General features: G+C 65.4%; 23 protein-coding genes and 1 riboswitch. Of the genes, 5 read left to right on the plus strand and 18 right to left on the minus strand.

Annotation, left to right across the window (positions count from 1 at the left end; translation table 11 throughout):
• Positions 1–2: 2 nt before the first annotated feature.
• From cobC to SFA35_RS20445, 10 genes are all read right to left on the minus strand, one after another.
• On the minus strand, positions 3–578 hold the full coding sequence (gene cobC / locus SFA35_RS20400; protein WP_320572321.1) for an alpha-ribazole phosphatase family protein: 576 nt from the start codon (positions 576–578) through the stop codon (positions 3–5).
• A complete protein-coding gene (cobT, locus tag SFA35_RS20405) occupies positions 575–1,630 on the minus strand; it encodes a nicotinate-nucleotide--dimethylbenzimidazole phosphoribosyltransferase (protein ID WP_320572322.1) in 1,056 nt (351 codons plus the stop codon). The genes cobC and cobT overlap by 4 nt, the downstream gene beginning before the upstream one ends.
• Complete coding sequence (gene cobU, locus SFA35_RS20410; RefSeq protein WP_320572323.1) at positions 1,627–2,148, minus strand: bifunctional adenosylcobinamide kinase/adenosylcobinamide-phosphate guanylyltransferase; 522 nt, start codon at positions 2,146–2,148, stop codon at positions 1,627–1,629. Before cobU ends, cobT begins: the two co-directional genes overlap by 4 nt.
• 1 nt (position 2,149) lies before the next feature.
• Positions 2,150–3,622 carry a cobyric acid synthase gene (locus SFA35_RS20415; protein ID WP_320572324.1) on the minus strand — a complete coding sequence of 491 codons (1,473 nt, stop codon included), beginning with the start codon at positions 3,620–3,622 and terminating at the stop codon, positions 2,150–2,152.
• Positions 3,619–4,611 carry a threonine-phosphate decarboxylase CobD gene (gene cobD / locus SFA35_RS20420; protein ID WP_320572325.1) on the minus strand — a complete coding sequence of 331 codons (993 nt, stop codon included), beginning with the start codon at positions 4,609–4,611 and terminating at the stop codon, positions 3,619–3,621. Before cobD ends, SFA35_RS20415 begins: the two co-directional genes overlap by 4 nt.
• Entirely contained in the window at positions 4,604–5,512 is a 909-nt protein-coding gene (cbiB, locus tag SFA35_RS20425; RefSeq protein ID WP_320572326.1) for an adenosylcobinamide-phosphate synthase CbiB, read from the minus strand. The genes cobD and cbiB overlap by 8 nt, the downstream gene beginning before the upstream one ends.
• On the minus strand, positions 5,509–6,168 hold the full coding sequence (gene bluB / locus SFA35_RS20430) for a 5,6-dimethylbenzimidazole synthase (protein ID WP_320572327.1): 660 nt from the start codon (positions 6,166–6,168) through the stop codon (positions 5,509–5,511). The genes cbiB and bluB overlap by 4 nt, the downstream gene beginning before the upstream one ends.
• Positions 6,165–7,460 (minus strand): cobyrinate a,c-diamide synthase, encoded by a 1,296-nt coding sequence (locus tag SFA35_RS20435; protein ID WP_320572328.1) that lies wholly within the window; start codon positions 7,458–7,460, stop codon positions 6,165–6,167. Before SFA35_RS20435 ends, bluB begins: the two co-directional genes overlap by 4 nt.
• Entirely contained in the window at positions 7,457–8,068 is a 612-nt protein-coding gene (gene cobO / locus SFA35_RS20440) for a cob(I)yrinic acid a,c-diamide adenosyltransferase (protein ID WP_320572329.1), read from the minus strand. The genes SFA35_RS20435 and cobO overlap by 4 nt, the downstream gene beginning before the upstream one ends.
• Before the next feature lies 1 nt (position 8,069).
• Entirely contained in the window at positions 8,070–8,195 is a 126-nt protein-coding gene (locus SFA35_RS20445; RefSeq protein ID WP_320572330.1) for a hypothetical protein, read from the minus strand.
• Positions 8,159–8,382: riboswitch (cobalamin riboswitch) on the minus strand. (Overlaps the previous gene by 37 nt.)
• 113 nt (positions 8,383–8,495) lie before the next feature.
• Between SFA35_RS20445 and SFA35_RS20450 the strand changes: the two genes are divergently transcribed.
• Complete coding sequence (locus SFA35_RS20450) at positions 8,496–9,818, plus strand: sorbosone dehydrogenase family protein (RefSeq protein WP_320572331.1); 1,323 nt, start codon at positions 8,496–8,498, stop codon at positions 9,816–9,818.
• A gap of 106 nt (positions 9,819–9,924) precedes the next feature.
• Here the strand turns inward: SFA35_RS20450 and SFA35_RS20455 are convergent, their stop codons facing one another.
• From SFA35_RS20455 to SFA35_RS20475, 5 genes are all read right to left on the minus strand, one after another.
• A complete protein-coding gene (locus SFA35_RS20455) occupies positions 9,925–10,467 on the minus strand; it encodes a C40 family peptidase (protein ID WP_320572332.1) in 543 nt (180 codons plus the stop codon).
• Between the two features lie 96 nt (positions 10,468–10,563).
• Positions 10,564–11,253 carry a C40 family peptidase gene (locus SFA35_RS20460; RefSeq protein WP_320572333.1) on the minus strand — a complete coding sequence of 230 codons (690 nt, stop codon included), beginning with the start codon at positions 11,251–11,253 and terminating at the stop codon, positions 10,564–10,566.
• Between the two features lie 555 nt (positions 11,254–11,808).
• Positions 11,809–12,513 (minus strand): DnaA regulatory inactivator Hda, encoded by a 705-nt coding sequence (hda, locus tag SFA35_RS20465; protein WP_320572334.1) that lies wholly within the window; start codon positions 12,511–12,513, stop codon positions 11,809–11,811.
• A 128-nt stretch (positions 12,514–12,641) separates the two neighbouring features.
• Positions 12,642–13,715, minus strand: a complete 1,074-nt coding sequence (locus SFA35_RS20470) for an AI-2E family transporter (protein WP_320572335.1) — start codon at positions 13,713–13,715, stop codon at positions 12,642–12,644.
• Between the two features lie 71 nt (positions 13,716–13,786).
• Entirely contained in the window at positions 13,787–14,842 is a 1,056-nt protein-coding gene (locus SFA35_RS20475) for a DUF2066 domain-containing protein (protein WP_320572336.1), read from the minus strand.
• A gap of 253 nt (positions 14,843–15,095) precedes the next feature.
• Here SFA35_RS20475 and purM point away from each other — a divergent pair, with 253 nt between their 5' ends.
• From purM to SFA35_RS20495, 4 genes are all read left to right on the plus strand, one after another.
• On the plus strand, positions 15,096–16,154 hold the full coding sequence (gene purM, locus SFA35_RS20480) for a phosphoribosylformylglycinamidine cyclo-ligase (protein ID WP_320572337.1): 1,059 nt from the start codon (positions 15,096–15,098) through the stop codon (positions 16,152–16,154).
• Positions 16,154–16,807: a phosphoribosylglycinamide formyltransferase gene (purN, locus tag SFA35_RS20485; RefSeq protein ID WP_320572338.1), complete on the plus strand. Its 654-nt coding sequence runs from the start codon at positions 16,154–16,156 to the stop codon at positions 16,805–16,807. Before purM ends, purN begins: the two co-directional genes overlap by 1 nt.
• A gap of 53 nt (positions 16,808–16,860) precedes the next feature.
• Entirely contained in the window at positions 16,861–17,568 is a 708-nt protein-coding gene (locus SFA35_RS20490) for a DUF3108 domain-containing protein (protein WP_320572339.1), read from the plus strand.
• A 283-nt stretch (positions 17,569–17,851) separates the two neighbouring features.
• On the plus strand, positions 17,852–18,043 hold the full coding sequence (locus tag SFA35_RS20495; RefSeq protein ID WP_320572340.1) for a hypothetical protein: 192 nt from the start codon (positions 17,852–17,854) through the stop codon (positions 18,041–18,043).
• Positions 18,044–18,112: 69 nt separating this feature from the next.
• Here the strand turns inward: SFA35_RS20495 and SFA35_RS20500 are convergent, their stop codons facing one another.
• From SFA35_RS20500 to relA, 3 genes are read right to left on the minus strand one after another with little or no spacing between them, the layout of a single operon-like run.
• Positions 18,113–18,655, minus strand: coding sequence for a DUF2058 domain-containing protein (locus SFA35_RS20500; RefSeq protein ID WP_320572341.1), 543 nt, complete (start codon positions 18,653–18,655; stop codon positions 18,113–18,115).
• Between the two features lie 17 nt (positions 18,656–18,672).
• Positions 18,673–19,506, minus strand: a complete 834-nt coding sequence (mazG, locus tag SFA35_RS20505; RefSeq protein WP_320572342.1) for a nucleoside triphosphate pyrophosphohydrolase — start codon at positions 19,504–19,506, stop codon at positions 18,673–18,675.
• A 42-nt stretch (positions 19,507–19,548) separates the two neighbouring features.
• Positions 19,549–21,792 (minus strand): GTP diphosphokinase, encoded by a 2,244-nt coding sequence (gene relA, locus SFA35_RS20510; RefSeq protein WP_320572343.1) that lies wholly within the window; start codon positions 21,790–21,792, stop codon positions 19,549–19,551.
• Positions 21,793–21,852: the final 60 nt, after the last annotated feature.

Consider the following 21,852-nt stretch of genomic DNA (forward strand, 5'->3'; position numbering starts at 1 on the left):
GTTCAGCGCCGCTCGCGCAGTTGACCGTCAGCCTCGACGCTCAACGCAAACCGTGCACCATGGGCCACTTCGACCTGCAGCAAACGCTCGCGAGGCAGCCCGCGAGCCTGAGCCAGCAGCAGGCGCATGACCCCGCCGTGGCTGATCAGCAGCAGGCGCTCGCCGGCGTGGGCGGCCTGCAGGCGCTGTACCGCAGCCAGTACGCGACGCTGAAAGTGCAGCACGGGCTCGCCGCCGGGCGGGGTGAACCCGTAGGGGTCGTTCCAGAACTGTCCCAGACCGGCTTCATCGGTGAGCATCAACTCGGCCGGCGTGCGCCCTTCCCATTCACCGAAATGCAGCTCCTGCAGGTCGGGCTCCAAGTGCAGGGCGACGCCCAGGCGTTCGGCCAGGGCCTCGGCGAACAAGGCGCAACGCTGCAAGGGGGAGCTGACCAGTCGCGTCCAGGGACCGCCATCGGCCACAGCATCGTGCATCTGCCGCCAGCCGAATTCGGTCAGTGCATCGTCTAGGCTGCCGCGCAAGCCGCCACGCAGCTCGGTTTCACCGTGGCGCAGCAGGTCCAGGTGCAGGCTCATGCGGGGCGATCGGCCACCGCCGCCTCGGCAAAGGTCGCCATCTGCCCATGCAGTGCGCAGGCCAGGCGCAGCAGCGGCACCGCCAGCGCCGCACCACTGCCCTCGCCCAGGCGCAGGCCAAGGTCAAGCAAGGGCGCGCCCTGCAATGCCTCGAGCACCAACCGGTGGCCCGGCTCGGCGCCCTTGTGGCCGAACAGCAACCAAGGCTGCAAGGAGGGGTTCAGGCGCACTGCGAGCAAGGCCGCGACGCTGCAGATGTAGCCGTCCACCAACACGGCGATGCCCTGCTGCCCGCATGCGAGGTAGGCCCCTGCCAACGCCGCGATCTCCAGCCCGCCGACGCAGCTCAAGGCGCGCAAGGGGTCGTCGGCCAAGGGGCCGTGGAACGCCAGCGCACGGCCAATGACCTGGGCCTTGTGCTGGATGCCAGCGGCGTCCAGGCCGGTGCCCGCCCCTACCAGCGCCAGCGCCGGGCTGTCGAGCAGCGCGGCGGCCAGCGCAGCGGCGGCAGTGGTGTTGCCAATGCCCATTTCACCGCCGATGAACAATTCAGCGCCGGCCGCCCTGGCCCGCACCACGCTGTCCTGGCCGGCCTGCAAGGCGGCCAGGCATTGCACCTGGGTCATGGCTGCGGCGCTGACGAAGTTCGCCGTGCCGCGGGCGATGTGCAGGTGGCGCACCCCCGGCAGCTCAGCAGCCAAGGTCGCCGTGCCGAGGTCGATCACTTCCAGCTGCGCCGCCAATTGCCGCGCCAGCACGCTGATCGCCGCGCCGCCATTGACGAAATTGAGCAGCATCTGCCCGGTGACTTCCTGTGGAAAGGGCGAGACGCCCTCGGCGACCACACCGTGGTCGCCGGCGAAGATGGCGATCCACACTTGCTCCACCGCCGGCTTGAGCCGGCCCTGCAGGCCCGCCAGCTGGATTGCCACAGCCTCAAGCGGGCCCAGCGAACCAGCCGGTTTGGTCAATTGCTGCTGCCGCTCGCGGGCCTGCTGCAATGCGTTGTCATCCACCGGCTGGCAGGGCTGCAGCCACCAGGCTTGGCTCATAGAGGTTGTCCTTTCAAGGTAAGAGGTAGCCCGGCGACGGTCAGCACCACGCGGTCGCAGCGCTCGGCCAGGGCTTGGTGCAACAGGCCGGCTTCGTCGACATAGCGCCGGGTCAGTTCGCCCATGGGCACCACGCCAAGGCCGGTTTCGTTGCTGACGAATATCACCGGCCCGGGCAGTTCGCCCAGGCAGTCGAGCAGTGCCTGGCGCTCGTTGTCCAGGCGTTGCGGGTCACTGTCGAGCAGCAGGTTGGTCAGCCACAGGGTCAGGCAGTCGACCAGCAGGCAGCGCTCGGCGCCAGCCTGCTCGCGCAGCACGGCCGCCAGCGCCAGGGGTTCCTCGACCAGGCCCCAGCTGGCTGGCCGGCGCTGACGGTGCAAGGCCACGCGTTCGCTCATCTCGCCATCCAGCGCCTGGCTGGTGGCGATGTACACCACCTGCAGCCCGCTGGCTGCGGCCAGGCCCTCGGCCAACCGACTCTTGCCGGAGCGGGCGCCGCCCAGAATCAACTGCAACATCTCAACTCTCCGAGGTTTCAGCGGGCAGGCCGCACAGGCGGCGCAGGTGCGCGGTGTCCAGATGCTTCTCGACCAGATCGGCCAGCCGCTCGATGTCCAATTCGCGCAGGGCGTGATAATCCACGGCCTGCACCTCGGCCAGCCCGGCCCAGCGCAACAGGGCGGCGCTGGACGCCGAATGCTCGAACAGGCCGTGCAGGTAGGTGCCGATGATCTGCCCGTCGGTACTGACCGCACCGTCGCAGCGGCCGTCGTCCAGGTACACCACAGGCGATTCCAGGGCCGGCCCGCTGCTGACGCCGGCATGAATCTCGTAGCCACTGACCGCCGCGCCTTCCAGGCTGAGGCTGCCGCTGACATTGCGCAGTTGCTTCTCGGCCGCCAGCTCGGTGGACAGCGCCAGCAGGCCCAGGCCCGGGCTGGACCCCGCCGCCCCCTCCAGGCCCAACGGGTCGTGCAACTGCTCGCCGAGCATCTGCAGACCGCCGCAGATCCCCAGCAGCTTGCCGCCGTAACGCAGGTGGCGGCGGATGGCGGTCTCCCAACCCTGCTCACGCAGGCTGGCCAGGTCGCCACGCACGCTCTTGGAGCCCGGCAGAATGATCAGGTCGGCCGCCGGGATGGCCTGCCCGGGGCCGATGAATTGCAGGTCGACCTGCGGATGCAGGCGCAAGGGGTCGAAGTCGGTATGGTTGCTGATGCGCGGCAACACCGGCACGATGACCTTGAGCACCTGCGCCGCCTTGGCTGACTGGCGCCGGTCGAGGCCGTCTTCGGCCTCCAGGTGCAGGTCGCTGACGTACGGCAGCACGCCGAGCACCGGTTTGCCGGTGCGTTGCTCGAGCCAGTCGAGCCCCGGCTGCAGCAACGCCAGGTCGCCGCGAAAGCGGTTGATGACAAAGCCGGCCACACGCTGCTGCTCGCTGGGCGACAGCAGGTCGAGGGTGCCGACCAGATGGGCGAAGACGCCGCCACGGTTGATGTCGGCGATCAGCAGCACCGGGCAGTCCACCGCTTCGGCGAAGCCCATGTTGGCGATGTCGCCGGCACGCAGGTTGATCTCGGCCGGCGAGCCGGCACCCTCCACCATCACCAACGGGTACTGCGCGCTCAGGCGCTGGTGGGAGGCCAGCACCGCCTGCATGGCGATGGCCTTATAGTCGTGATAGGCCACGGCATTCATGGTGGTGACCGCGCGCCCGTGGATGATCACCTGGGCGCCGGTGTCGCTGTTGGGTTTGAGCAGCACCGGATTCATGTCGGTGTGCGGCGCGATCCCCGCCGCCTGCGCCTGCACCGCCTGGGCCCGGCCAATTTCACCACCGTCGGCAGTCACGGCGCTGTTGAGGGCCATGTTCTGCGGCTTGAACGGCACCACGGCGACGCCCTGGCGTGTCGCCCAGCGGCACAACGCGGTGACCAGGGTGCTCTTGCCCGCATCGGAGGTGGTGCCTTGCACCATCAAGGTGGTCATGGGCGCTCCGTGGCCCAGGCGTCAAAGGCCTGATCCAGGCGCAGCCATTCGGCTTCCTCGGATGGCAGGCCCAAGCGCAGGCTGCTGCCGTGCTCGAACAGGCGCAGCAGGATGCCACGCTGGGCCATGAAGCGCTGCAGCAAGGCGGCGTCCTCGCAGGCCAGCCACTGGAACAGCGCGCAGCCGCCCTGGGGGGCGTAGCCGTGGCGTGTGAGCAGCTCGAGCAGACGTTGGCTGGCAGCCGCCGCGCGCTGGATCTGCCGACGATGGCCGGCGTTGTCGAGCAGGCAGGCGGTGCCCAGCACCCGGGTCGGACCGCTGATGCTCCATGGGCCGAGCTGCTCGGCGAGCAGTTGCAGCAGTTTGTGCTCGGCCAGCACGAAACCCAGGCGTACTCCGGCCAGGCCAAAGAACTTGCCGAACGAGCGCAGCACGATCAAGCCGCTGCGGTTGCTGTGAGCCGCCAGGCTCAGGCCTGGCGTGTTGTCCATGAAGGCTTCGTCGACCACCAGCCAGCCGCCACGGGCGGCCAGGCGGGTGTGCCATTCCAGCAGCTGGACCGCCGAGATAAGCCGCCCGGTGGGGTTGTTCGGGTTGACCAGCACCAGCACGTCGAGGCTGTCGATGAAATGCTCGACCTCATGTTCGCCAATCTCGCGCACCACGTGGCCGGCCTTGCGCCAGGCCTCGGCATGCTCGGCATAGCACGGTGACAATACCGCCACCCGACCGCTGCGGCGCAGGCGCGGCAACAACTGGATGGCCGCCTGCGAGCCGGGCACTGGCAACAGTTCGTCGGCGTCGTAATAACGGCGCGCGGCGTCCTCCAGGCCATCGTCGGTCTCCGGCAGACGCGCCCAGGCGCGCACGGGGATCTCGCCGATTGGCCAGGGCCAGGGGGCAATGCCACTGGAGAGGTCGAGCCAGTCGGGCTCGGCGATGCCATATTGCTGCGCGGCCTGGCGCAGGCGTCCACCGTGTTCAAGCATAGAATTGGGCTCCTGCACAAATGATCAACAACCACAGCCAGAGTCCGCGCTGTACCAGCTGCCAGCCGGCCTCGATGGCGTCGGCGTCGGCCGGGCGCCCTTCACCCAGCTCCGGGCGCTGGTGCAGCTCGCCGTGGTACACCGCCGGGCCGCCCAGCTGCACCTCAAGCGCTCCGGCGCCTGCGGCCATCACCGGCCCGGCGTTGGGGCTGTCCCACTGCGGCGCCTGTTGCCGCCAGCAGCGCAGCGCCAGGCGGGTGCTGCCCAACAGCGCATAGGTCAAGGCCACCAGGCGGGCCGGCAGATAATTGAGCACATCGTCGATGCGCGCGGCAGCCCAGCCAAAACGCTCGAAGCGCTCATTACGATAGCCCCACATGGCATCCAGGGTATTGCTCAGCCGATACAGGACCACCCCGGGGGCACCGAACAGCACGAACCAGAACAGCGCGGCGAACACTGCGTCGCTGCCGTTTTCCAGCACCGACTCGGTGGCGGCGCGAGCCACGGCGTTGGCGTCGAGCTCGGCGGTTTCGCGGCTGACCAGATAGCCGACGCGCTTGCGGGCCTGCTCCAGGTCGCCCGTGCGCAACGCCTGCGCCACTGGGGTCACGTGCTCACCCAGGCTGCGCATGCCCAGCGCGCAATACAGCGCGGCAACATCCACCAGCCAGCCGACCATCGGCAGCCAGGACAGCAAGGTCGCCAGCGCGGTGAGCGGCAGCACCGCCAGCACCCAGGCGCTGACGCCATGGCTGCGCCAGCCGGCGCCGGCACTGTTGAAGCGCTGTTCCAGGCGGTTGGCCAGGCGCCCGAACGCCACCAGCGGGTGACCCCGCCGCGGTTCGCCGAACAGGGCGTCCAGGGCCACGCCTGCCATGGCCAGCAAGGCGATACTCATGGCGCCACGCCCCACTGATTCTCGTACAGTTGCAGCGGCTGCGCGGTGGCCCAGCCCTCCTGCACCAGCATCGGCGCGGGATAGAACTCGGTCACCGGGCCCAGGCACAGCACCGCCAGCGGGCGGGCGCCGGCCGGCATGCCGAGCAGGCAGGCGAGCGCGTCGGGCTCGAACAGCGACACCCAGCCCATGCCCAGGCCTTCGGCACGAGCCGCCAGCCAGAGGTTCTGGATGGCGCAGGAGACCGAGGCCATGTCCATCTCCGGCAAGGTGCGACGGCCGAAGATGTGCCGTTCACGGTCCTCGGTCAGGGCCACTACCAGCACCTCGGCGCAATCGTGAATGCCCTCGACCTTGAGCTTCATGAACTCGTCGGAGCGTTCGCCCAGCGCCTCGGCCGTGCGCACCCGCTCCTCTTCTACCAGCGCCTGGATGCGCGCGCGTAGCGACCGGTCGCTGATGCGCAGAAACCGCCACGGCTGCATCAGGCCGACGCTGGGGGCGTGGTGGGCAGCCGCGAGCAAGCGCGCCAGCAGCTGCGGAGCCACCTCGCCACCGGCGAAATGGCGCATGTCGCGGCGCTCGGCGATCACTCGGTAGATGGCGCTGCGCTCATCCTCGGAATAGGCCTGGGCACAAACGGGCTGGTCTTTCATGGGCGCAGCAGCTCCGCGATGGCAACGGGGTTGGAAGGAAAATAGAAGTGTACATAGGAAGCGGTCATGCGCCCGAGCCGGTACACCGCTTCGGCGCCACGGCCACCGTTGGGGCTGACCCCGCGCGCGATCGGCAGCTGCTCGGTGTTGCTCAAGGAATGATGATAGGTGTGCCCGCGAAGCGTGCCTTCGGGCAGCTCGACGCTTTGCAGGGCCAGCGCGGCCAGGCGTTTCTGCATCACCGCTTCGCCCGGCAGCAAGCCCAGCAACTCGGCGCGCACGCCGTCGACGTCGGTCAGCGTATCGAGCAGGTAGAGCATGCCGCCACACTCGGCCAGCAGGGGCTTGCCGGCCCGATGGTGGGCGCGGATCGCCGCCAGCATGCTGGCGTTGGCCGCCAGCGCCGGGTGGTGCAGCTCCGGGTAGCCACCGGGCAGGTACAGGCTGTCGCAGGGTGGCGGCGTGGCATCGCGCAGTGGCGAGAAGAACTGCAACTCGGCGCCCATTTCGCGCAGCAGTTGCAGGCTGGCACCGTAGGTGAAGGCGAACGCCTCGTCCCGCGCTACGGCGATGCGCACCCCGGCCAGCAGCGGCTCGATGGTGCGTGGCAATGGCGGGGCGAACTCCACCGGCGGCGGCAGCGCCACCTCGCAGCTGCCCGCCAGCGCGGCCGCCGCGGCGTCCAGGCGCGCGTCCAGGTCGTTCAATTCGCTGGCCTGCACAAGTCCCAGGTGGCGGCTGGGCAGTTCGATGGCGATCTCGCGGCTGAGCCCGCCGTACCAGCGCAGGCCTTCGGTCAGGCTGTGCTCCAGCAATTGCGCGTGGCGCAAGGTGCCGACGCGATTGGCCAGCACCCCGGCGAAGGGCAGGTCCGGTTGATAGCGAGCCAGGCCCAGCGCCAGGGCGCCGAAGGTTTGCGCCATGGCCGTGCCGTCGATCACCGCCAGCACCGGCACGCCGAAATGGCGCGCCAGGTCGGCGCTCGAAGGCGTGCCGTCGAACAGGCCCATCACCCCTTCGATAAGAATCAGGTCGGCTTCTCCCGCCGCTTCCCACAGCAGCCGGCGGCTCTCCTCGGCGCCGACCATCCACAGGTCGAGCTGGTACACCGGGGCGCCGCTGGCGCGCTCGTGGATCATCGGGTCGAGAAAGTCCGGGCCGCACTTGAACACCCGCACCCGACGGCCCTGGTTGCGGTGCAGGCGTGCGAGGGCGGCGGTCACGGTGGTCTTGCCCTGCCCGGAGGCTGGTGCGGCGACCAGCACCGCCGGGCAGCGGCGCGGCGCATTCACAGTTCGATACCCTTCTGGGCGCGGATGCCGGCCTGGAAGGCGTGCTTGAGCAGGCCCATTTCGGTCACGGTGTCGGCCAGCTCGATCATCTGCGGGTTGGCCCCGCGGCCCGTCACGATCACGTGCTGCATGGGCGGGCGCGCCTGCAAATCGGCCAGCACCTGATCGAGGTCCAGGTAGCCGTGCTTGAGGGCGATGTTCAGCTCGTCCAGCACCACCAGGTTGACCGCAGGATCCTGCAGAAACCCGCGCGAGACCTGCCAGGCGGCTTCGGCGGCGGCAATGTCGCGCTGGCGGTCCTGGGTCTCCCAGGTAAAGCCTTCGCCCATCACGTGGTAGCTGACCTGCTCGGGAAAGCGCCGGAAGAACAACTCCTCACCGGTGGCGTTGCGCCCCTTGATGAACTGCACCACGCTGCAGCGCAGGCCGTGGCCCATGGCCCGGGCCAGCATGCCGAACGCCGAGCTGCTCTTGCCCTTGCCGTTGCCGCTGAGCACCAGCAGCAGGCCGCACTCGTCGGGCGAATTGGCGATGCGCTCATCGATGATGGCTTTCTTGCGCAGCATGCGCGCCAGGTGGCGCTCATCGCGTTCCGTGGACTCGGTCATCTCAGCTCTCCGTTGGGATATCGACGAAAAGCCGCACGCCCGCCGGGCGCAGCAAGAAATCGTCAATGCCGCTCTCACCCGCGCGGCAGATCAATAGAATGGACACCAGGCCGGTCTCCGGACTCATGAGCGGGCGCCATACGCCCCCACCGCGCGCCTTCCCACCTGCTGTGCAGGCAGTGGCGCGATGCGCGGTCTTGACTCATTTACCGTTGCGGGGGCAGCGCCGGGTTCGCCCCTGACGGACTCACCGGCTTCCCTGTTTCACCCGCGTCGCCGTGGCGGCGTCGGGTACCTGATGCAAGCGGCGAAGGTTAGAGGGTTGCGCCGGGAGCGTCAACGCGTTGCGGGCTGTGCGGTTGAACCATCACCATCGCCCTTCCTCTATCTCTGACAAGCTGATTTTTTTGTCACGGAGCCTGCCCCCATGCACAAGACCCGCCTCGCTTTGCTGATCACCCTGGCCACAGCCCTCACGGCGCTGACCGCCTGTGGCGAATCCTCGACCCTGCAGGTCTCCGATGGCACGGGGCCGTCGCCCAAGCTGCCGGAGCCGAACAAGACCTTGGTGCCCACGGTGAATATCGCCAAGGCCGTCGGCTGGCCCGCCGGAGCCAAGCCGGTGGCAGCGCCCGGCACCCAGGTGGCGGCCTTTGCGGAAAATCTCGACCACCCCCGCTGGCTCTATGTGCTGCCCAACGGCGACGTGCTGGTGGCCGAGACCAATGCACCGCCCAAACCCGACGACAGCAAGGGCCTCAAGGGCTGGGTCAGTGAAAAGGTCATGAGCCGCGCCGGCGCCACCGTGCCAAGCGCCAACCGCATTACCCTGCTGCGCGACATGGACCACGATGGCATCGCTGAAACCCGCACGGTGTTTCTCGACAAGCTCAACTCGCCGTTCGGCATGGCGCTGGTGGGCAACGACTTCTACGTCGCCGATTCCGACGCCCTGCTGCGCTTCAGTTACAAGCCCGGGGAAACCTCGATCACCGGCCCCGGGGTCAAGGTCACCGACCTGCCTGGCGGCCCGATCAATCATCACTGGACCAAGAACGTGGTGGCCAGCGCCGATGGCAAGTTGCTGTACGTCAGCGTTGGCTCCAACAGCAATGTCGGCGACAACGGCCTGGAGGCCGAGAAAGAACGCGCGGCGATCTGGGAAGTCGACCCCGCCACCGGCAAGCACCGTATCTTCGCTTCCGGCCTGCGCAACCCTAACGGCATGGCCTGGGAACCCACCTCGGGCAAACTCTGGACCTCGGTCAACGAGCGCGATGAAATCGGCAGTGACCTGGTGCCGGACTACATCACCTCGGTCAAGGATGGTGGCTTCTATGGTTGGCCGTTCAGCTACTACGGCCAACACGTCGACGCCCGGGTCAGCCCGCAGAACCCGGACCTGGTGGCCAAGGCCATCGTTCCGGACTACGCCGTGGGCCCGCACACCGCCTCGCTGGGCCTGACCTTCGCCACGGGCGCCGCCTTGCCTGCCCCCTTCAACAGCGGCGCTTTCATCGGCCAGCATGGCTCGTGGAACCGCAAGCCGCTCAGTGGCTATAAGGTGTTGTTCGTGCCTTTTGCCAATGGCGTGCCGAATGGCCAGCCAACCGACCTGCTCACCGGTTTTCTCGACAATGACCAGCATGCCCAGGGCCGCCCAGTGGGCGTAATCGTCGACAAGCGCGGCGGTTTGCTGGTAGCCGACGACGTCGGCAACAAGATCTGGCGAGTAACCGCAGCGAAGTAGTCCGCCGCGCTTCAACGTTGGAGGGGCGCAGCCCCGAGAGGCCGCCAGGCCGGCTTGATCTGCTGCTCAGGTCGGGGGCCCCGCCCCCTCCCACGCCTGGCTGCCGTCAGCGGTTGTTCGCCAGATTATCCGGCTGTAACACGCGCTTGGCGCTGAGGTAGCGCTTCTGCCAATAGGGCTTGGCCAGGTAGTCGAGCTTGACGGTGCCACCCGTGGCCGGGGCATGCACGAAGCGACCTTCGCCGACATAGATGCCGGCGTGGGTCACCTGGGAGCCGCCGCCGGTGGCGAAGAAGATCAGATCGCCGGATTGCAGCGCCTGCTGCGGGATTTCCGGGGCCCGCATCTCGACCATCTCGCGCGTCGAGCGCGGCAGGCTGATGCCAGCCGCATCGCGGTAGACGAAGCCGATCAGACCACTGCAATCAAAGCCTGAGTCAGGCGTGTTGCCGCCCCAGCGATAAGGCGTGCCCACCAGCCCAAGCGCGCGTATCAGCACGTCGTCGGCGGCCGGATAAAAGGCGTTGGCAGGCGCCGCCGCGATAGGGCGCAGCAGCACCGGCGCCGGTTTTGGCGCAGGCGGGGGGCTGGCGCAACCGCCTAGCACGGCGGCGAGAACGAGAAGGGCAATGCGTGCCTGGCTCGACATAACAAGGGTCCTGATGCTACTGCCGAAAACACGAACGGCGCCGAGCTTTCAAGCTCGCCGCCGCGCTGTACTGCCTGTGTCGTTGCTGCTGGCTGCTTACTTCTTCGAGAGCACGGTGGTTGGCGCCATGGCCAGGGCCCGTTTGGCCTCGATGAAGGTCTTGCTCCAGTAGCTGTCATCGAGGTTGTCGATGCGCACACCGCCGCTGCGGTGGCTGCTGGAATGAATGAACTGATCGTCACCCAGATAGATGCCGGCATGGCTCACGCGGCCACGGCCGCGCGTGCTGAAGAACAGCAGATCGCCCGGCTTGAGGTTGTTGCGTGCAACCACCGGCGCCTTGACGTTGATCATTTCGCGGGTGGAACGCGGCAGGGTCATGCCGGCCTCTTCGCGAAACAGGTAACCAATGAAGCCGCTGCAGTCAAAGCCCGACTCGGTGCTGCCACCGGTACGATAACGGGTACCGATCAGCGACTTGCCACGCTCCAGGATGCTATCAGCCAGCATTGGCATCTTGTAGGGGGCGTTGCCGGCGAACTGGTTCAGCTCTTCTTCGGTGGAGTCTTCGGTCGATGCGACGTCGTCGAGCACGGAACCGGAAGCCTGCACGCGAGTGTGCGGCTGGCTCGGCACGCGCAGCAGCGACGCTGGCTTGGCCTGAGCGGAAACCGGGCCGATGAAGACCGGTTGGGTATCTGCCTGCTGTTGGGGCGACTGAGCCGCGCAACCGAACAGCAAGGTAACGAGTGCGATGGGCACGAGGGGTGCTAAGCGCTTCAGCATGGGCACGACCGTGTCAGTGAAATTAACGAAGGAGGGACTATGCCCGCTATTGGCATTATTTGCAAATTCAATCGAACGAAATGTGACTTCCTCAAATCTCGGTTTCATCTAACGCCCACCTCTGAAAAGCCGGTCCTGGAAAGATTCACAGGAAGCTGTGGCACGGGGTTGATTCACATGGCAAAGACCTGCCCGACCCAGCGCGAACGCAGGTTGGCCATAGATCCGAAGTCGGTTTTCGCGCGCCCTGGGGGTACGCTTGGGTATAAGCTCAAAACGCTCTGATAGTCTGAGCTAATCATGGCTCAGTGGCAGAGACGTATCATAAAGCAAGGGATGGGCCAACTTTTCGTTAGCTAGCGAAGCAATTCGCTGGAAGCGTTACCGCCACTGGGCTGCTTCAGGCACATTTTTTATGAGGGCATTGTGAGTCAAGGCAATGCCGCCAATTAAATGTTTCGGAATATCTCATTCAGCTGGGTAATGCGCGCCATTGGGTAGCATGCGAACGCTGAATGCCCAATTCTTGACCCCGGCCGCCGCAATCGCCGGCACCTACCAGCCCAGGGTTTCCTTGAGGAAGGGAATGGTCAGCTTGCGCTGTGCCTGCAACGAGGCCTGGTCGAGCTGTTCGAGCAACTCGAACAAGGCGCTCATGCTGCGACTGCCGCGGGTGAGGATAAAGTGCCCGACTTCGTCGGTCAGGTGCAGGCCACGACGCGATGCACGCAATTGCAGGGCGCGCAGCTTGTCTTCGTCGGAGAGAGGACGCATCTGGAAGATCAGCGCCAGGGTCAGGCGCGACTTGAGGTCAGCCAGTTTCACCGGCAGCTCGCGTGGCGAATGGGAGGCGGCGATCAGCAGGCGCCGACCGCTGTCACGCAGGCGGTTGAACAGGTGGAACAACGCCTCTTCCCAGTCCGCCTTGCCGGCCACCACCTGCAGGTCATCGAGACAGACCAGCTCATACTGCTCGAGGTCGTCGAGAATGCCGACGCCGTGCTCGATCAGTTCGGCCAGCGGCAGGTACACCGCCGGCTCGCCAATTTGCTCGAAGCGCAGGCAGGCCGCCTGCAACAGGTGAGTGCGCCCTACCCCGTGCTTGCCCCAGAGGTAGATGAGGCTTTCTGTCCAACCGGCGTCGGCTTCACACAGCCGCTCTACGTAGCCGAGGGCGGCAGCGTTGGCGCCTGGATAGTAGTTGACGAAGGTGGCGTCGTCACGCAGACGCACACCCAGGGGCAGCTGAATCGGTTTCATGCTGACGGTGCAGCTCCGGAGAGCGGCAAGGAGCCTCTGTGTGAAGTGTGCAAAGTCTATACCCGGCAAGCCTGCGGCACAATCAAGCGCACGCCGTATTGCGGCAGGCTTTCAGTAAAATCAACGATTTACAGATCAGGATCTTCCTTGCCGCCGTAAATGTCAGATTTCTTGTACAGGTCGTGCACATGACGGATCAGCACCATGATCACCGCCGCCACCGGCAGGGCGATCAGCACCCCGGTGAAGCCGAACAACTCGCCGCCGGCCAGAATCGCGAAAATCACTGCCACCGGATGCAGGCCGATGCGATCGCCCACCAGCAAGGGGGTCAATACCATGCCTTCGAGCAGTTGCCCGACCATGAACACCGCTGCGATGGCCACCAGGTGGAATGGGTCCAGACCATACTGGAACAGCCCGGCGGCCATGGCCGCAACGATACCCAGGGTAAAGCCCATGTACGGCACGATCGCCGCCAGGCCCGCCATCAGCCCGATCAACAGGCCCAGCTCGACGCCCACCAGCATCAGGCCACCGGCGTAGATGACGCCCAATGCCAGCATCACCAGCAGTTGCCCGCGGACAAAGGCACCCAGCACTTCGTGACACTCGCCCGCCAATTCCACCACCTGGCCTTCGCGCTCGCGCGGCAGCAGGCTACGGATCTTGGCCATCATCAGGTCCCAGTCGCGCAACAGGTAGAACCCTACCACCGGGATCAGCACCAGGTTGCTGATCCAGCCGATCAGCGCCAGGCTCGAAGCTGTCGCCTGGCTCAGTACCACGCCGACGATGTCGCCGGTCTGCCCCATGTGCTCGCTGATGGCCGCCTTGATCTTGTCGAACTTCCAGAAGCCATCACCCAGGCCCAGATGCGCCTGCACCCATGGCAGGGCGAAGTGTTGCAGCCAGTCCAGCGCCTGGGGCGCCAGCTCGTACAGGCGCACCAGCTGCTTGGCCAGCATCGGCACCAGCACCAGCAGCAGGGCGAGGAAAATAATGGTAAACAGCGCGAACACGCTGACCACCCCCAAGGTGCGCGAGAAGCCCCAGGCTTCCAGGCGGTCCACCAGCGGGTCGGCCATGTAGGCCAGAACCATGGCGATCAGGAACGGGGTAAGGATGGGGTGCAGGAAATACACGAATGCGCAGGCCAGCAACGCCATGCCGATCCAGAACCAACGGTGCGAATAGGTCATCAAGTGGTGGCCTTGTCTCTATATATAGGGGGAGCCGTTCAATAAACAGCTGCTGTTCACGCGTTCATCGGCTACCAGTGAAACACCAGGTCGGCGGCCGGCGCGCTTGGCGCCGGTTGCGCCACAGGGGCCGTACCTGCTGCTGCGGGCGTGACGGCAGGCAGCGCAGCCGGGTCGGGATGCACCTCCTGCAGCTTGGCCAGGGTCAGCTGTGCGCGCAGCTGCTCGGGGCTGCCCGTGACCCGGTAGAGCAAGGTGTCGCCATCGACGCTCTTGAGCCGCGCGCCGAAGGGTTCGAGCAGGCGCCCCAGCTGGGCATAGCGCTCCAGGGTGTTGCCCTGCACCTGCAAGGTCAGGTCGGTGCTGGCACCTGGTTTGGCCAGGTAGCGCGGCGCCAGGCGCTCGCTGACAGCCAGCAGCAGCGCATCGGCGAGGGCCGCCTGATCGGCGCCTTCAGCCGTACCGTTATCCTGTTTGTCGCCCAGCCAGAGGCGCCATTTGGCGGTCCATTTGTCGCCCTCCTGGTGGGCATGCACCGCCAGCAGGGCATCGGCGCCGTAGCGTTCGGACGCCGCGCGCAGCGGCGTGGCGTCGCTGCCTTCGAGGTTTTTCGCAGTGGCCGCCAGTTGTTCGTTGAGGTCGGCCAGCGGCAGGCGCAGGGGCAGGCCGCGGTGCTGCGCGGCGCGGCGCAGCGGGCCGGCCGTGGCCTGGCCATCGCCGACCAGGCTGCTGCCGTCGACGCTATCGTTCAGCCACCAGCCGAGGATCGACGGCCGATTGCTGCCCCAGGTCGGCAGCCCGGCCTGACGCAGCTGGCTGTCGGTGCTGACCGGATCGAAATCCACCTGCAGCGCCTGCGGTGGCCCGGCGTCGTAGCCAAACTGGCTGATGATCTGCTGCGGGTCCTTGCGCACGGCGGCAAGCCCGGGGCTGGCGATCGCCTTGGGGTCGCCGGTCAGGCGCAGCACCAGGGTTTCGAGGGCACGCTGGGTGGCGGCGCTGCGCTCGTCGGGCGTCTGGCTGGCCACGGGTTCGAGTACCTGATACAGGTTGTTCACGGTTTCGGCATGGCCTTGCAGGCTCAGGCTGGCAATACAACCGGCTAACAGATACGGACTCAAGCGCATGGATTATTCCCGACGGCAAAATACGGATTGTGGCTGTGACCCTGCTTTGCGGTAAAACATTCAGAGCCGGCGCAAAGAATTTCATTATTGCATGGCCGCCGGGCCAGATGTGATGGGCGCAAACTCCGGCATTACCCACAATAACGGTTCATCAAGACGTGATAGCCCCTACCGGGCAAGCCTGATAAAATCGCGCGCCTTCGCAGACCGATGACAATCGGTCGATTCCCGCAGAATCAAAAAGGCCTGGATCATGAGCAAGCAACCCTCCGTGAGCTACAAGGACGCCGGTGTAGACATCGACGCCGGTGAAGCACTGGTCGAACGCATCAAAGGCGTCGCCAAGCGCACCGCTCGCCCCGAGGTCATGGGCGGCCTGGGTGGCTTCGGCGCCCTTTGCGAGATCCCGGCGGGTTACAAGCAACCTGTGCTGGTCTCCGGCACGGACGGCGTGGGCACCAAGCTGCGCCTGGCGCTCAATCTGAACCGTCACGACAGCATCGGCATCGACCTGGTCGCCATGTGCGTGAACGACCTGGTGGTGTGCGGCGCCGAGCCGCTGTTCTTCCTTGATTACTACGCCACCGGCAAGCTCAACGTCGACACGGCTGCCGACGTGGTCACCGGCATCGGCGCCGGTTGCGAGCTGGCCGGCTGCTCGCTGGTGGGCGGCGAAACCGCCGAAATGCCCGGCATGTACGAAGGCGAAGACTACGACTTGGCCGGCTTCTGCGTCGGCGTGGTGGAAAAAGCCGAGATCATCGACGGTTCCAGGGTCGCCGCCGGCGACGCGCTGATCGCCCTGCCCTCGTCCGGTCCGCACTCCAACGGCTACTCGCTGGTGCGCAAGATCATCGAAGTGGCCGGCGCCGACATCGAAACCGTGCAGCTCGACGGCAAGCCGTTGACCGACCTGCTGATGGCGCCCACGCGCATCTACGTCAAGCCGTTGCTCAAGCTGATCAAGGACACCGGCGCGGTCAAGGCCATGGCCCACATCACCGGCGGCGGCCTGCTCGACAACATTCCGCGCGTACTGCCAAAGGGTGCCCAGGCCAAGGTCGACGTGGCCAGCTGGACGCGCCCGGCGGTGTTCGACTGGCTGCAGGAGAAGGGCAACGTCGACGAACACGAGATGCATCGCGTGCTCAACTGCGGCGTCGGCATGGTCATCTGCGTGGCTCAGGCCGACGTGCAGAAAACGCTCGCCAATTTGCAAGCCTCAGGCGAACAGCCCTGGGTAATCGGTGAAATCGGCGTGGCCGCCGAAGGCGCAGCGCAGGTCGAGTTGCTCAACCTCAAGGCACACTGATGCCTCAGCCCGTCAATGTGGTGGTGTTGCTGTCGGGTACCGGCAGCAACCTGCAAGCGCTGATCGACAGCATCGAGGCGACCCCGGGCCACCCGGCTCGGGTGCGCGCCGTGATCTCCAACCGTGCCGACGCCTTGGGCCTGCAACGCGCTCGCGATGCCGGCATCGACACCGCAGTGCTCGACCACAAGGCCTACGCCGACCGCGAAGCCTTCGACCGCGCCCTGGTGGCGCTGATTGACGGTTTCGGCGCCGACCTGGTCGTGCTTGCCGGCTTCATGCGCATCCTCAGTGTCATGTTCGTGCGCCACTATGCCGGCCGGCTGTTGAACATCCACCCGTCCCTGCTGCCTCGCTACAAAGGCCTCGACACCCACCAGCGCGCCCTCGACGCCGGCGACCGCGAGCACGGCTGCAGTGTGCACTTCGTCACCGAGGAACTCGATGGGGGGCCTCTGGTCGTACAGGCAGTCGTGCCGGTGGCCGAAGGCGATGACGCCAGCCGCCTGGCCGCCCGGGTGCACGCCCAGGAGCACCAGATCTACCCACTGGCCGTGCGCTGGTTTGCCGAAGGCCGCTTGAGCCTGGGCGAGCAAGGTGCAATATTGGACGGCCAATTACTGGGGGCCAGTGGCCGCCGGATTCCGGCCTGATCGTTTCCGGGCCAGCCGTTTCGAACCTGTCTGCTTCGAATTTAGGAGTTTTTATGCGTCGCGCTTTGCTTTTGGCCCTTGCCCTGCTTGCCTCGCCGGTGTTTGCCGGCGAGCTCAAGCCGTTCTCTGCCAGCTACACCGCCGACTGGAAACAGCTGCCCATGAGCGGTACCGCCGAGCGCAGCCTGAGCAAGGACGGCGATACCTGGACGCTGAATTTCAAGGCGGCCATGATGATCGCCAGCCTCACCGAGAGCAGCACCATCAAGGTCGACAAGGACGCGCTGCTGCCACAGACCTACCATTTCGAGCGCGGTGGCCTGGGCAAGACCAAGAAGGTCGACCTGACCTTCGACTGGTCGAGCAAGTTCGTCACCGGCACCGACCGCAACGATGCCATCAAGCTGCCGCTCAACCGCGGCGTGGTCGACAAGTCCACCTATCAGCTGGCGCTGCAGCAGGACGTCGCCGCCGGCAAGAAAAGCATGAGCTACCAGGTGGTCGACGGCAACGAGATCGAGACCTACGACTTCCGCGTGCTGGGCACCGAGAAGGTCGACACCAAGGCCGGCCAGGTTGACGCCGTGAAGGTCGAGCGGGTACGCGACCCGACGCAGACCAAGCGCATCACCGTACTCTGGTTCGCCAAGGACTGGAGCTACCTTCTGGTGCGTCTGCAACAGGTGGAAACCGACGGCAAGGAATACAACATCATGCTGCAGGACGGCACGGTGGACGGCAAGGCGGTCAAGGGCAGCTGAGCCCATTGCCCGCTTCGCCTGAAAAGCCTCACTTCGGTGGGGCTTTTTTTGTGCGCAATACGGTGGATGGACGGGTTGTGCACAACCTAAAGAAATATTCATGCAGGGCTCTAGACTGCGACAATGCGCCGCAGACCAGTAAACACGCGGGTTTCACCATTAGGTGAATTTTTGCAATAACCAGTTGCTGGAAATGTTCATTTACTTAGTCGGCTAAGAAAATATATAACAAAGCCATGCACCCAAGGTGCTGCTGAAGATCAATGCAATTGGAGCATTCAGAATGACTGTCAAAGTAAGCGAACGCGACGATTCCCATATGTCTCACGAAGCTGTTGCCACTGGCGTGCGCATCTGGGACGTCTATCAGCAAGATTTATTGGTCGGCATGTTTCACAACGAAAGCGATGCCCATAACTACAAGGCCGAGCTCGAGATTCTCGAGCAGCAGCGCCAGCAGCTGCAGAACCAGTGACCCGAACGTAGCCACTGCCTTATGACGACAAACCCCGCTTCGGCGGGGTTTGTCGTTGCAGGCGATGTGTTACCACATCAGGTCGTCAGGGATCTTGTACGCCGCATACGGATCGTCACCGCTCTCCACTTCCTCGGTCACCGTATTGAGCAGCACGATGCGCTGCGGGTCTCGCTCCTGCACCTTGAGCGCCGACTCGCGCGGGATCACCTCATAGCCACCGGCATGCTGCACGATGGCCAGGCCACCGCTGCTCAACTTGCTGCGCATCAGGCTGTTGACCGACAGGCGCTTGACCTTCTTGTCGTCAACGAAGTTGTAGTAATCCTCGGTGTTCAGCTTGGGCAGCCGCGTAGCCTCGATCAGCTGCTTGACCTGGGCCGCCCTGGCCTTTTGCTCGACCTTCTCCTGCTGCTGGCGGTTGAGTTCCTGGTCGCGCTTGACCTTCTCGGCCATGGCCTCCTGGGCCAGGCGCTGCTGAGTGTCGTCGACCTCGACTTGCCCCTTGTGCTCCATGCGTTTTTGTTTCTGCTTGTCTTTGCTGACCTGCTTGACCTGCTTCTGGTTGACCAGACCGGCTTTGAGCAATTGGTCGCGGAGGGAAATACTCATGGTTTACTCACTTAGGCTCAGCCGCAGCTGGGCAGGTTCTTTTCCTGACGTTTGGCTTCGCCCCACAGAGCGTCCAGTTCTTCCAGGGCACAATCTTCGATCGGACGCCCGGTGTCGCGCAATGCCTGTTCGATGAAACGAAAGCGTCGCTCGAATTTGCGATTGGCCCCGCGCAGGGCGTTTTCCGGGTCGACCTTGAGGTGGCGGGCCAGGTTGACCACGCTGAACAACAGGTCGCCGATCTCTTCCTCCATGGCCGTCTGCTCGCCGTCGGCCATGGCTTGCAACACTTCATCCAACTCCTCGCGCACCTTGTCCAGCACAGGAAGCGCGGCCGGCCAGTCGAAGCCGACACTGGCCGCCCGCTTCTGCAGCTTGGCAGCGCGGTTGAGCGCGGGCAACGCGACCGGTACGTCATCCAGCAGCGACAGCTGCTCGGGCGCCACGGCTTTCTCGGCACGCTCCTGGGCCTTGATCTCCTCCCAGCGCCGCTTGACCTGGGTATCGTCGAGCCGCGGCACATCCAGCGGCGCGTACAGCTCGCCGGTGGGGAACACGTGAGGATGGCGGCGGATCAACTTGCGGGTGATGCCGTCGACCACCCCGGCAAATTCGAAGCGCCCCTCTTCCTGGGCCAGCTGCGCGTAGTAGACCACCTGGAACAACAGGTCGCCGAGCTCGCCGCGCAGCTGCTCGAAGTCGCCCTGCTCGATGGCATCGGCCACTTCGTAGGCCTCTTCGAGGGTGAAGGGCACGATGCTCGCGAAGTTCTGCTTGAGATCCCACGGGCAGCCAAACTGCGGGTCGCGCAGACGTGCCATGAGGTTGAGCAGGTCTTGCAAAGTGTACATCCGGGGCTCCAGTTCAAGGCTGGCGACGGCCGCAGCGCTCATTCAAGGCGTACGGTTGCGCCGCGTCTCGATGATGTTGGGCAATTGCGAAATGCGCCCGAGCAAGCGGCCCAACGCGTCCAGCCCGGGGATCTCGATGGTCAGCGACATCAGCGCGGTGTTGTCTTCCTTGTTCGAGCGGGTGTTGACCGCTAGCACGTTGATGCGCTCGTTGAGCAGCACTTGGGAAACATCGCGCAACAGCCCGGAGCGGTCGTAGGCACGGATGACGATGTCCACCGGGTAGGTAAGCACCGGCACCGGCCCCCAGCTGACCTGGATGATCCGCTCCGGCTCGCGCCCGGCCAGCTGCAGCACCGAGGCACAGTCCTGGCGGTGGATGCTGACACCGCGGCCCTGGGTGATGTAACCGACGATGGCGTCGCCCGGCAGCGGCTGGCAGCAGCCGGCCATCTGCGTCATCAGGTTGCCCACGCCCTGGATCTGGATGTCGCCACGCTTGCCCGGCTTGTAGCCGGTGGCCTTGCGCGGAATCAGCTCCAGCTGCTCGTTGCCGCGCTCCGGTTCGACCAACTGCTGGGCGGCGTTGACCAGGTGCGCCAGGCGCAGGTCACCGGCACCGAGGGCGGCAAACATGTCGTCGGCGGTCTTGTAGTTGACCTTCTCGGCCAAGTGATCGAAATCGACCTGGGGCAGGCCGAGGCGGCTCAACTCGCGTTCGAGCAGGGTGCGCCCGGCGGCGACGTTCTGGTCGCGTGCCTGCAGCTTGAACCAGTGAACGATCTTGGCCCGGGCCCGCGAGGTGGTCACGTAGCCCAGGTTGGAGTTCAGCCAGTCACGGCTTGGCGTGCCGTGCTTGCTGGTGATGATCTCCACCTGCTCGCCGGTGTTGAGGCTGTAGTTGAGCGGCACGATGCGCCCGTTGATCTTCGCTCCGCGGCAGTTGTGGCCGATCTCGGTGTGCACGCGGTAGGCGAAGTCCAGCGGGGTGGCGCCCTTGGGCAGGTCGATGGCGTGGCCGTCGGGGGTGAAGACGTAGACCCGGTCGGGCTCGATATCGACGCGCAACTGCTCGGCCAGGCCGCCGATGTCGCCCAGCTCCTCGTGCCATTCCAGCACCTGGCGTAGCCAGGAGATCTTTTCTTCGTAGTGGTTTGAGCCCGACTTGACGTCGGTGCCCTTGTACCGCCAGTGCGCGCAGACGCCCAGCTCGGCTTCCTCATGCATGGCGTGGGTGCGGATCTGCACCTCGAGCACCTTGCCCTCGGGGCCGATCACGGCGGTGTGCAGGGAGCGATAGCCGTTTTCCTTGGGGTTGGCGATGTAGTCGTCGAACTCCTTGGGAATGTGCCGCCACAAGGTGTGGACGATGCCCAGCGCCGTGTAGCAGTCGCGCATCTCCGGCACCAGCACGCGCACGGCACGTACGTCGTAGATCTGGCTGAATTCCAGGCCTTTGCGCTGCATCTTGCGCCAGATCGAATAGATGTGTTTTGCCCGCCCGCTGATGTCGGCCTTGACCCCGGTCTCCAGCAGTTCGTTGTGCAGCTGGCTCATGACTTCACTGATGAAGCGCTCGCGGTCCATGCGCCGCTCGTGCAACAGCTTGGCGATCTGCTTGTACTGCTCCGGTTCAAGGTAGCGGAAGGACAGGTCCTCCAGCTCCCACTTGATGTGGCCGATGCCCAGGCGGTGGGCCAGCGGCGCATAGATGTCGAAGACTTCGCGGGCCACGCGATGACGTTTTTCGTCGTCGGCGCTTTTGACTGCGCGGATCGCACAGGTGCGTTCGGCCAGCTTGATCAAGGCCACGCGCACGTCGTCGACCATGGCCACCAGCATCTTGCGCAGGTTTTCCACCTGCGCCTGCGAGCCCAGCACCAGCGACTGGCGCGGGCTGAGGCTGGCACTGATGGCGGCCATGCGCAGCACGCCGTCGATCAGCTTGGTGACCGTTGCGCCAAAGCGCTGCTCGACTTCGGCGAGGGTCACCCGCCCTTCACGCACGGCGCGGTAGATGACCGCCGCCATTAGCGAATCCTGGTCGAGCTTGAGGTCGGCGAGAATCTCGGCGATTTCCAGGCCTGCCTGGAAACACGAGGTGCCGTCGGCCCATGAGTACTTGGCCATGTTGCCGAGTTGTTCGGCCTGCAGCGCGAACTCGCAAGCCGCCTTGAGCGCCTCGCGGTCGAGCAGCACGTCGACGCTGACGATGTGGTCGAGCCATGCATCGAGATTGATACTGCCGTCTGTGTTGACCGGCTGGTGTGCTCTCACCTGTACCATCTTGTTTACCTTTCCCTAAGGCGGGTCAAAGACCCGCCATTTGTCGCTGGCTTAGGCGCC

It is taken from the genome of Pseudomonas sp. HR96 (genome assembly GCF_034059295.1).
In the GTDB taxonomy this organism is placed as follows: domain Bacteria; phylum Pseudomonadota; class Gammaproteobacteria; order Pseudomonadales; family Pseudomonadaceae; genus Aquipseudomonas.

Bases quoted from the DNA above. Each gene is read 5' to 3' on its own strand.
- SFA35_RS20500 (WP_320572341.1), bottom strand. From the start codon at position 18,655: ATGAGTATTTCCCTCCGCGACCAATTGCTCAAAGCCGGTCTGGTCAAC.
- cobO (WP_320572329.1), bottom strand. From the start codon at position 8,068: ATGACCGAGTCCACGGAACGCGATGAGCGCCACCTGGCGCGCATGCTG.
- SFA35_RS20445 (WP_320572330.1), bottom strand. From the start codon at position 8,195: ATGAGTCCGGAGACCGGCCTGGTGTCCATTCTATTGATCTGCCGCGCG.
- cobU (WP_320572323.1), bottom strand. From the start codon at position 2,148: ATGTTGCAGTTGATTCTGGGCGGCGCCCGCTCCGGCAAGAGTCGGTTG.
- SFA35_RS20475 (WP_320572336.1), bottom strand. From the start codon at position 14,842: ATGCGCTTGAGTCCGTATCTGTTAGCCGGTTGTATTGCCAGCCTGAGC.
- cobT (WP_320572322.1), bottom strand. From the start codon at position 1,630: ATGAGCCAAGCCTGGTGGCTGCAGCCCTGCCAGCCGGTGGATGACAAC.
- SFA35_RS20470 (WP_320572335.1), bottom strand. From the start codon at position 13,715: ATGACCTATTCGCACCGTTGGTTCTGGATCGGCATGGCGTTGCTGGCC.
- SFA35_RS20450 (WP_320572331.1), top strand. From the start codon at position 8,496: ATGCACAAGACCCGCCTCGCTTTGCTGATCACCCTGGCCACAGCCCTC.
- SFA35_RS20415 (WP_320572324.1), bottom strand. From the start codon at position 3,622: ATGACCACCTTGATGGTGCAAGGCACCACCTCCGATGCGGGCAAGAGC.
- SFA35_RS20460 (WP_320572333.1), bottom strand. From the start codon at position 11,253: ATGCTGAAGCGCTTAGCACCCCTCGTGCCCATCGCACTCGTTACCTTG.
- mazG (WP_320572342.1), bottom strand. From the start codon at position 19,506: ATGTACACTTTGCAAGACCTGCTCAACCTCATGGCACGTCTGCGCGAC.
- cobD (WP_320572325.1), bottom strand. From the start codon at position 4,611: ATGCTTGAACACGGTGGACGCCTGCGCCAGGCCGCGCAGCAATATGGC.
- relA (WP_320572343.1), bottom strand. From the start codon at position 21,792: ATGGTACAGGTGAGAGCACACCAGCCGGTCAACACAGACGGCAGTATC.
- cbiB (WP_320572326.1), bottom strand. From the start codon at position 5,512: ATGAGTATCGCCTTGCTGGCCATGGCAGGCGTGGCCCTGGACGCCCTG.
- purM (WP_320572337.1), top strand. From the start codon at position 15,096: ATGAGCAAGCAACCCTCCGTGAGCTACAAGGACGCCGGTGTAGACATC.
- bluB (WP_320572327.1), bottom strand. From the start codon at position 6,168: ATGAAAGACCAGCCCGTTTGTGCCCAGGCCTATTCCGAGGATGAGCGC.
- SFA35_RS20495 (WP_320572340.1), top strand. From the start codon at position 17,852: ATGACTGTCAAAGTAAGCGAACGCGACGATTCCCATATGTCTCACGAA.
- cobC (WP_320572321.1), bottom strand. From the start codon at position 578: ATGAGCCTGCACCTGGACCTGCTGCGCCACGGTGAAACCGAGCTGCGT.
- hda (WP_320572334.1), bottom strand. From the start codon at position 12,513: ATGAAACCGATTCAGCTGCCCCTGGGTGTGCGTCTGCGTGACGACGCC.
- SFA35_RS20490 (WP_320572339.1), top strand. From the start codon at position 16,861: ATGCGTCGCGCTTTGCTTTTGGCCCTTGCCCTGCTTGCCTCGCCGGTG.
- SFA35_RS20455 (WP_320572332.1), bottom strand. From the start codon at position 10,467: ATGTCGAGCCAGGCACGCATTGCCCTTCTCGTTCTCGCCGCCGTGCTA.
- purN (WP_320572338.1), top strand. From the start codon at position 16,154: ATGCCTCAGCCCGTCAATGTGGTGGTGTTGCTGTCGGGTACCGGCAGC.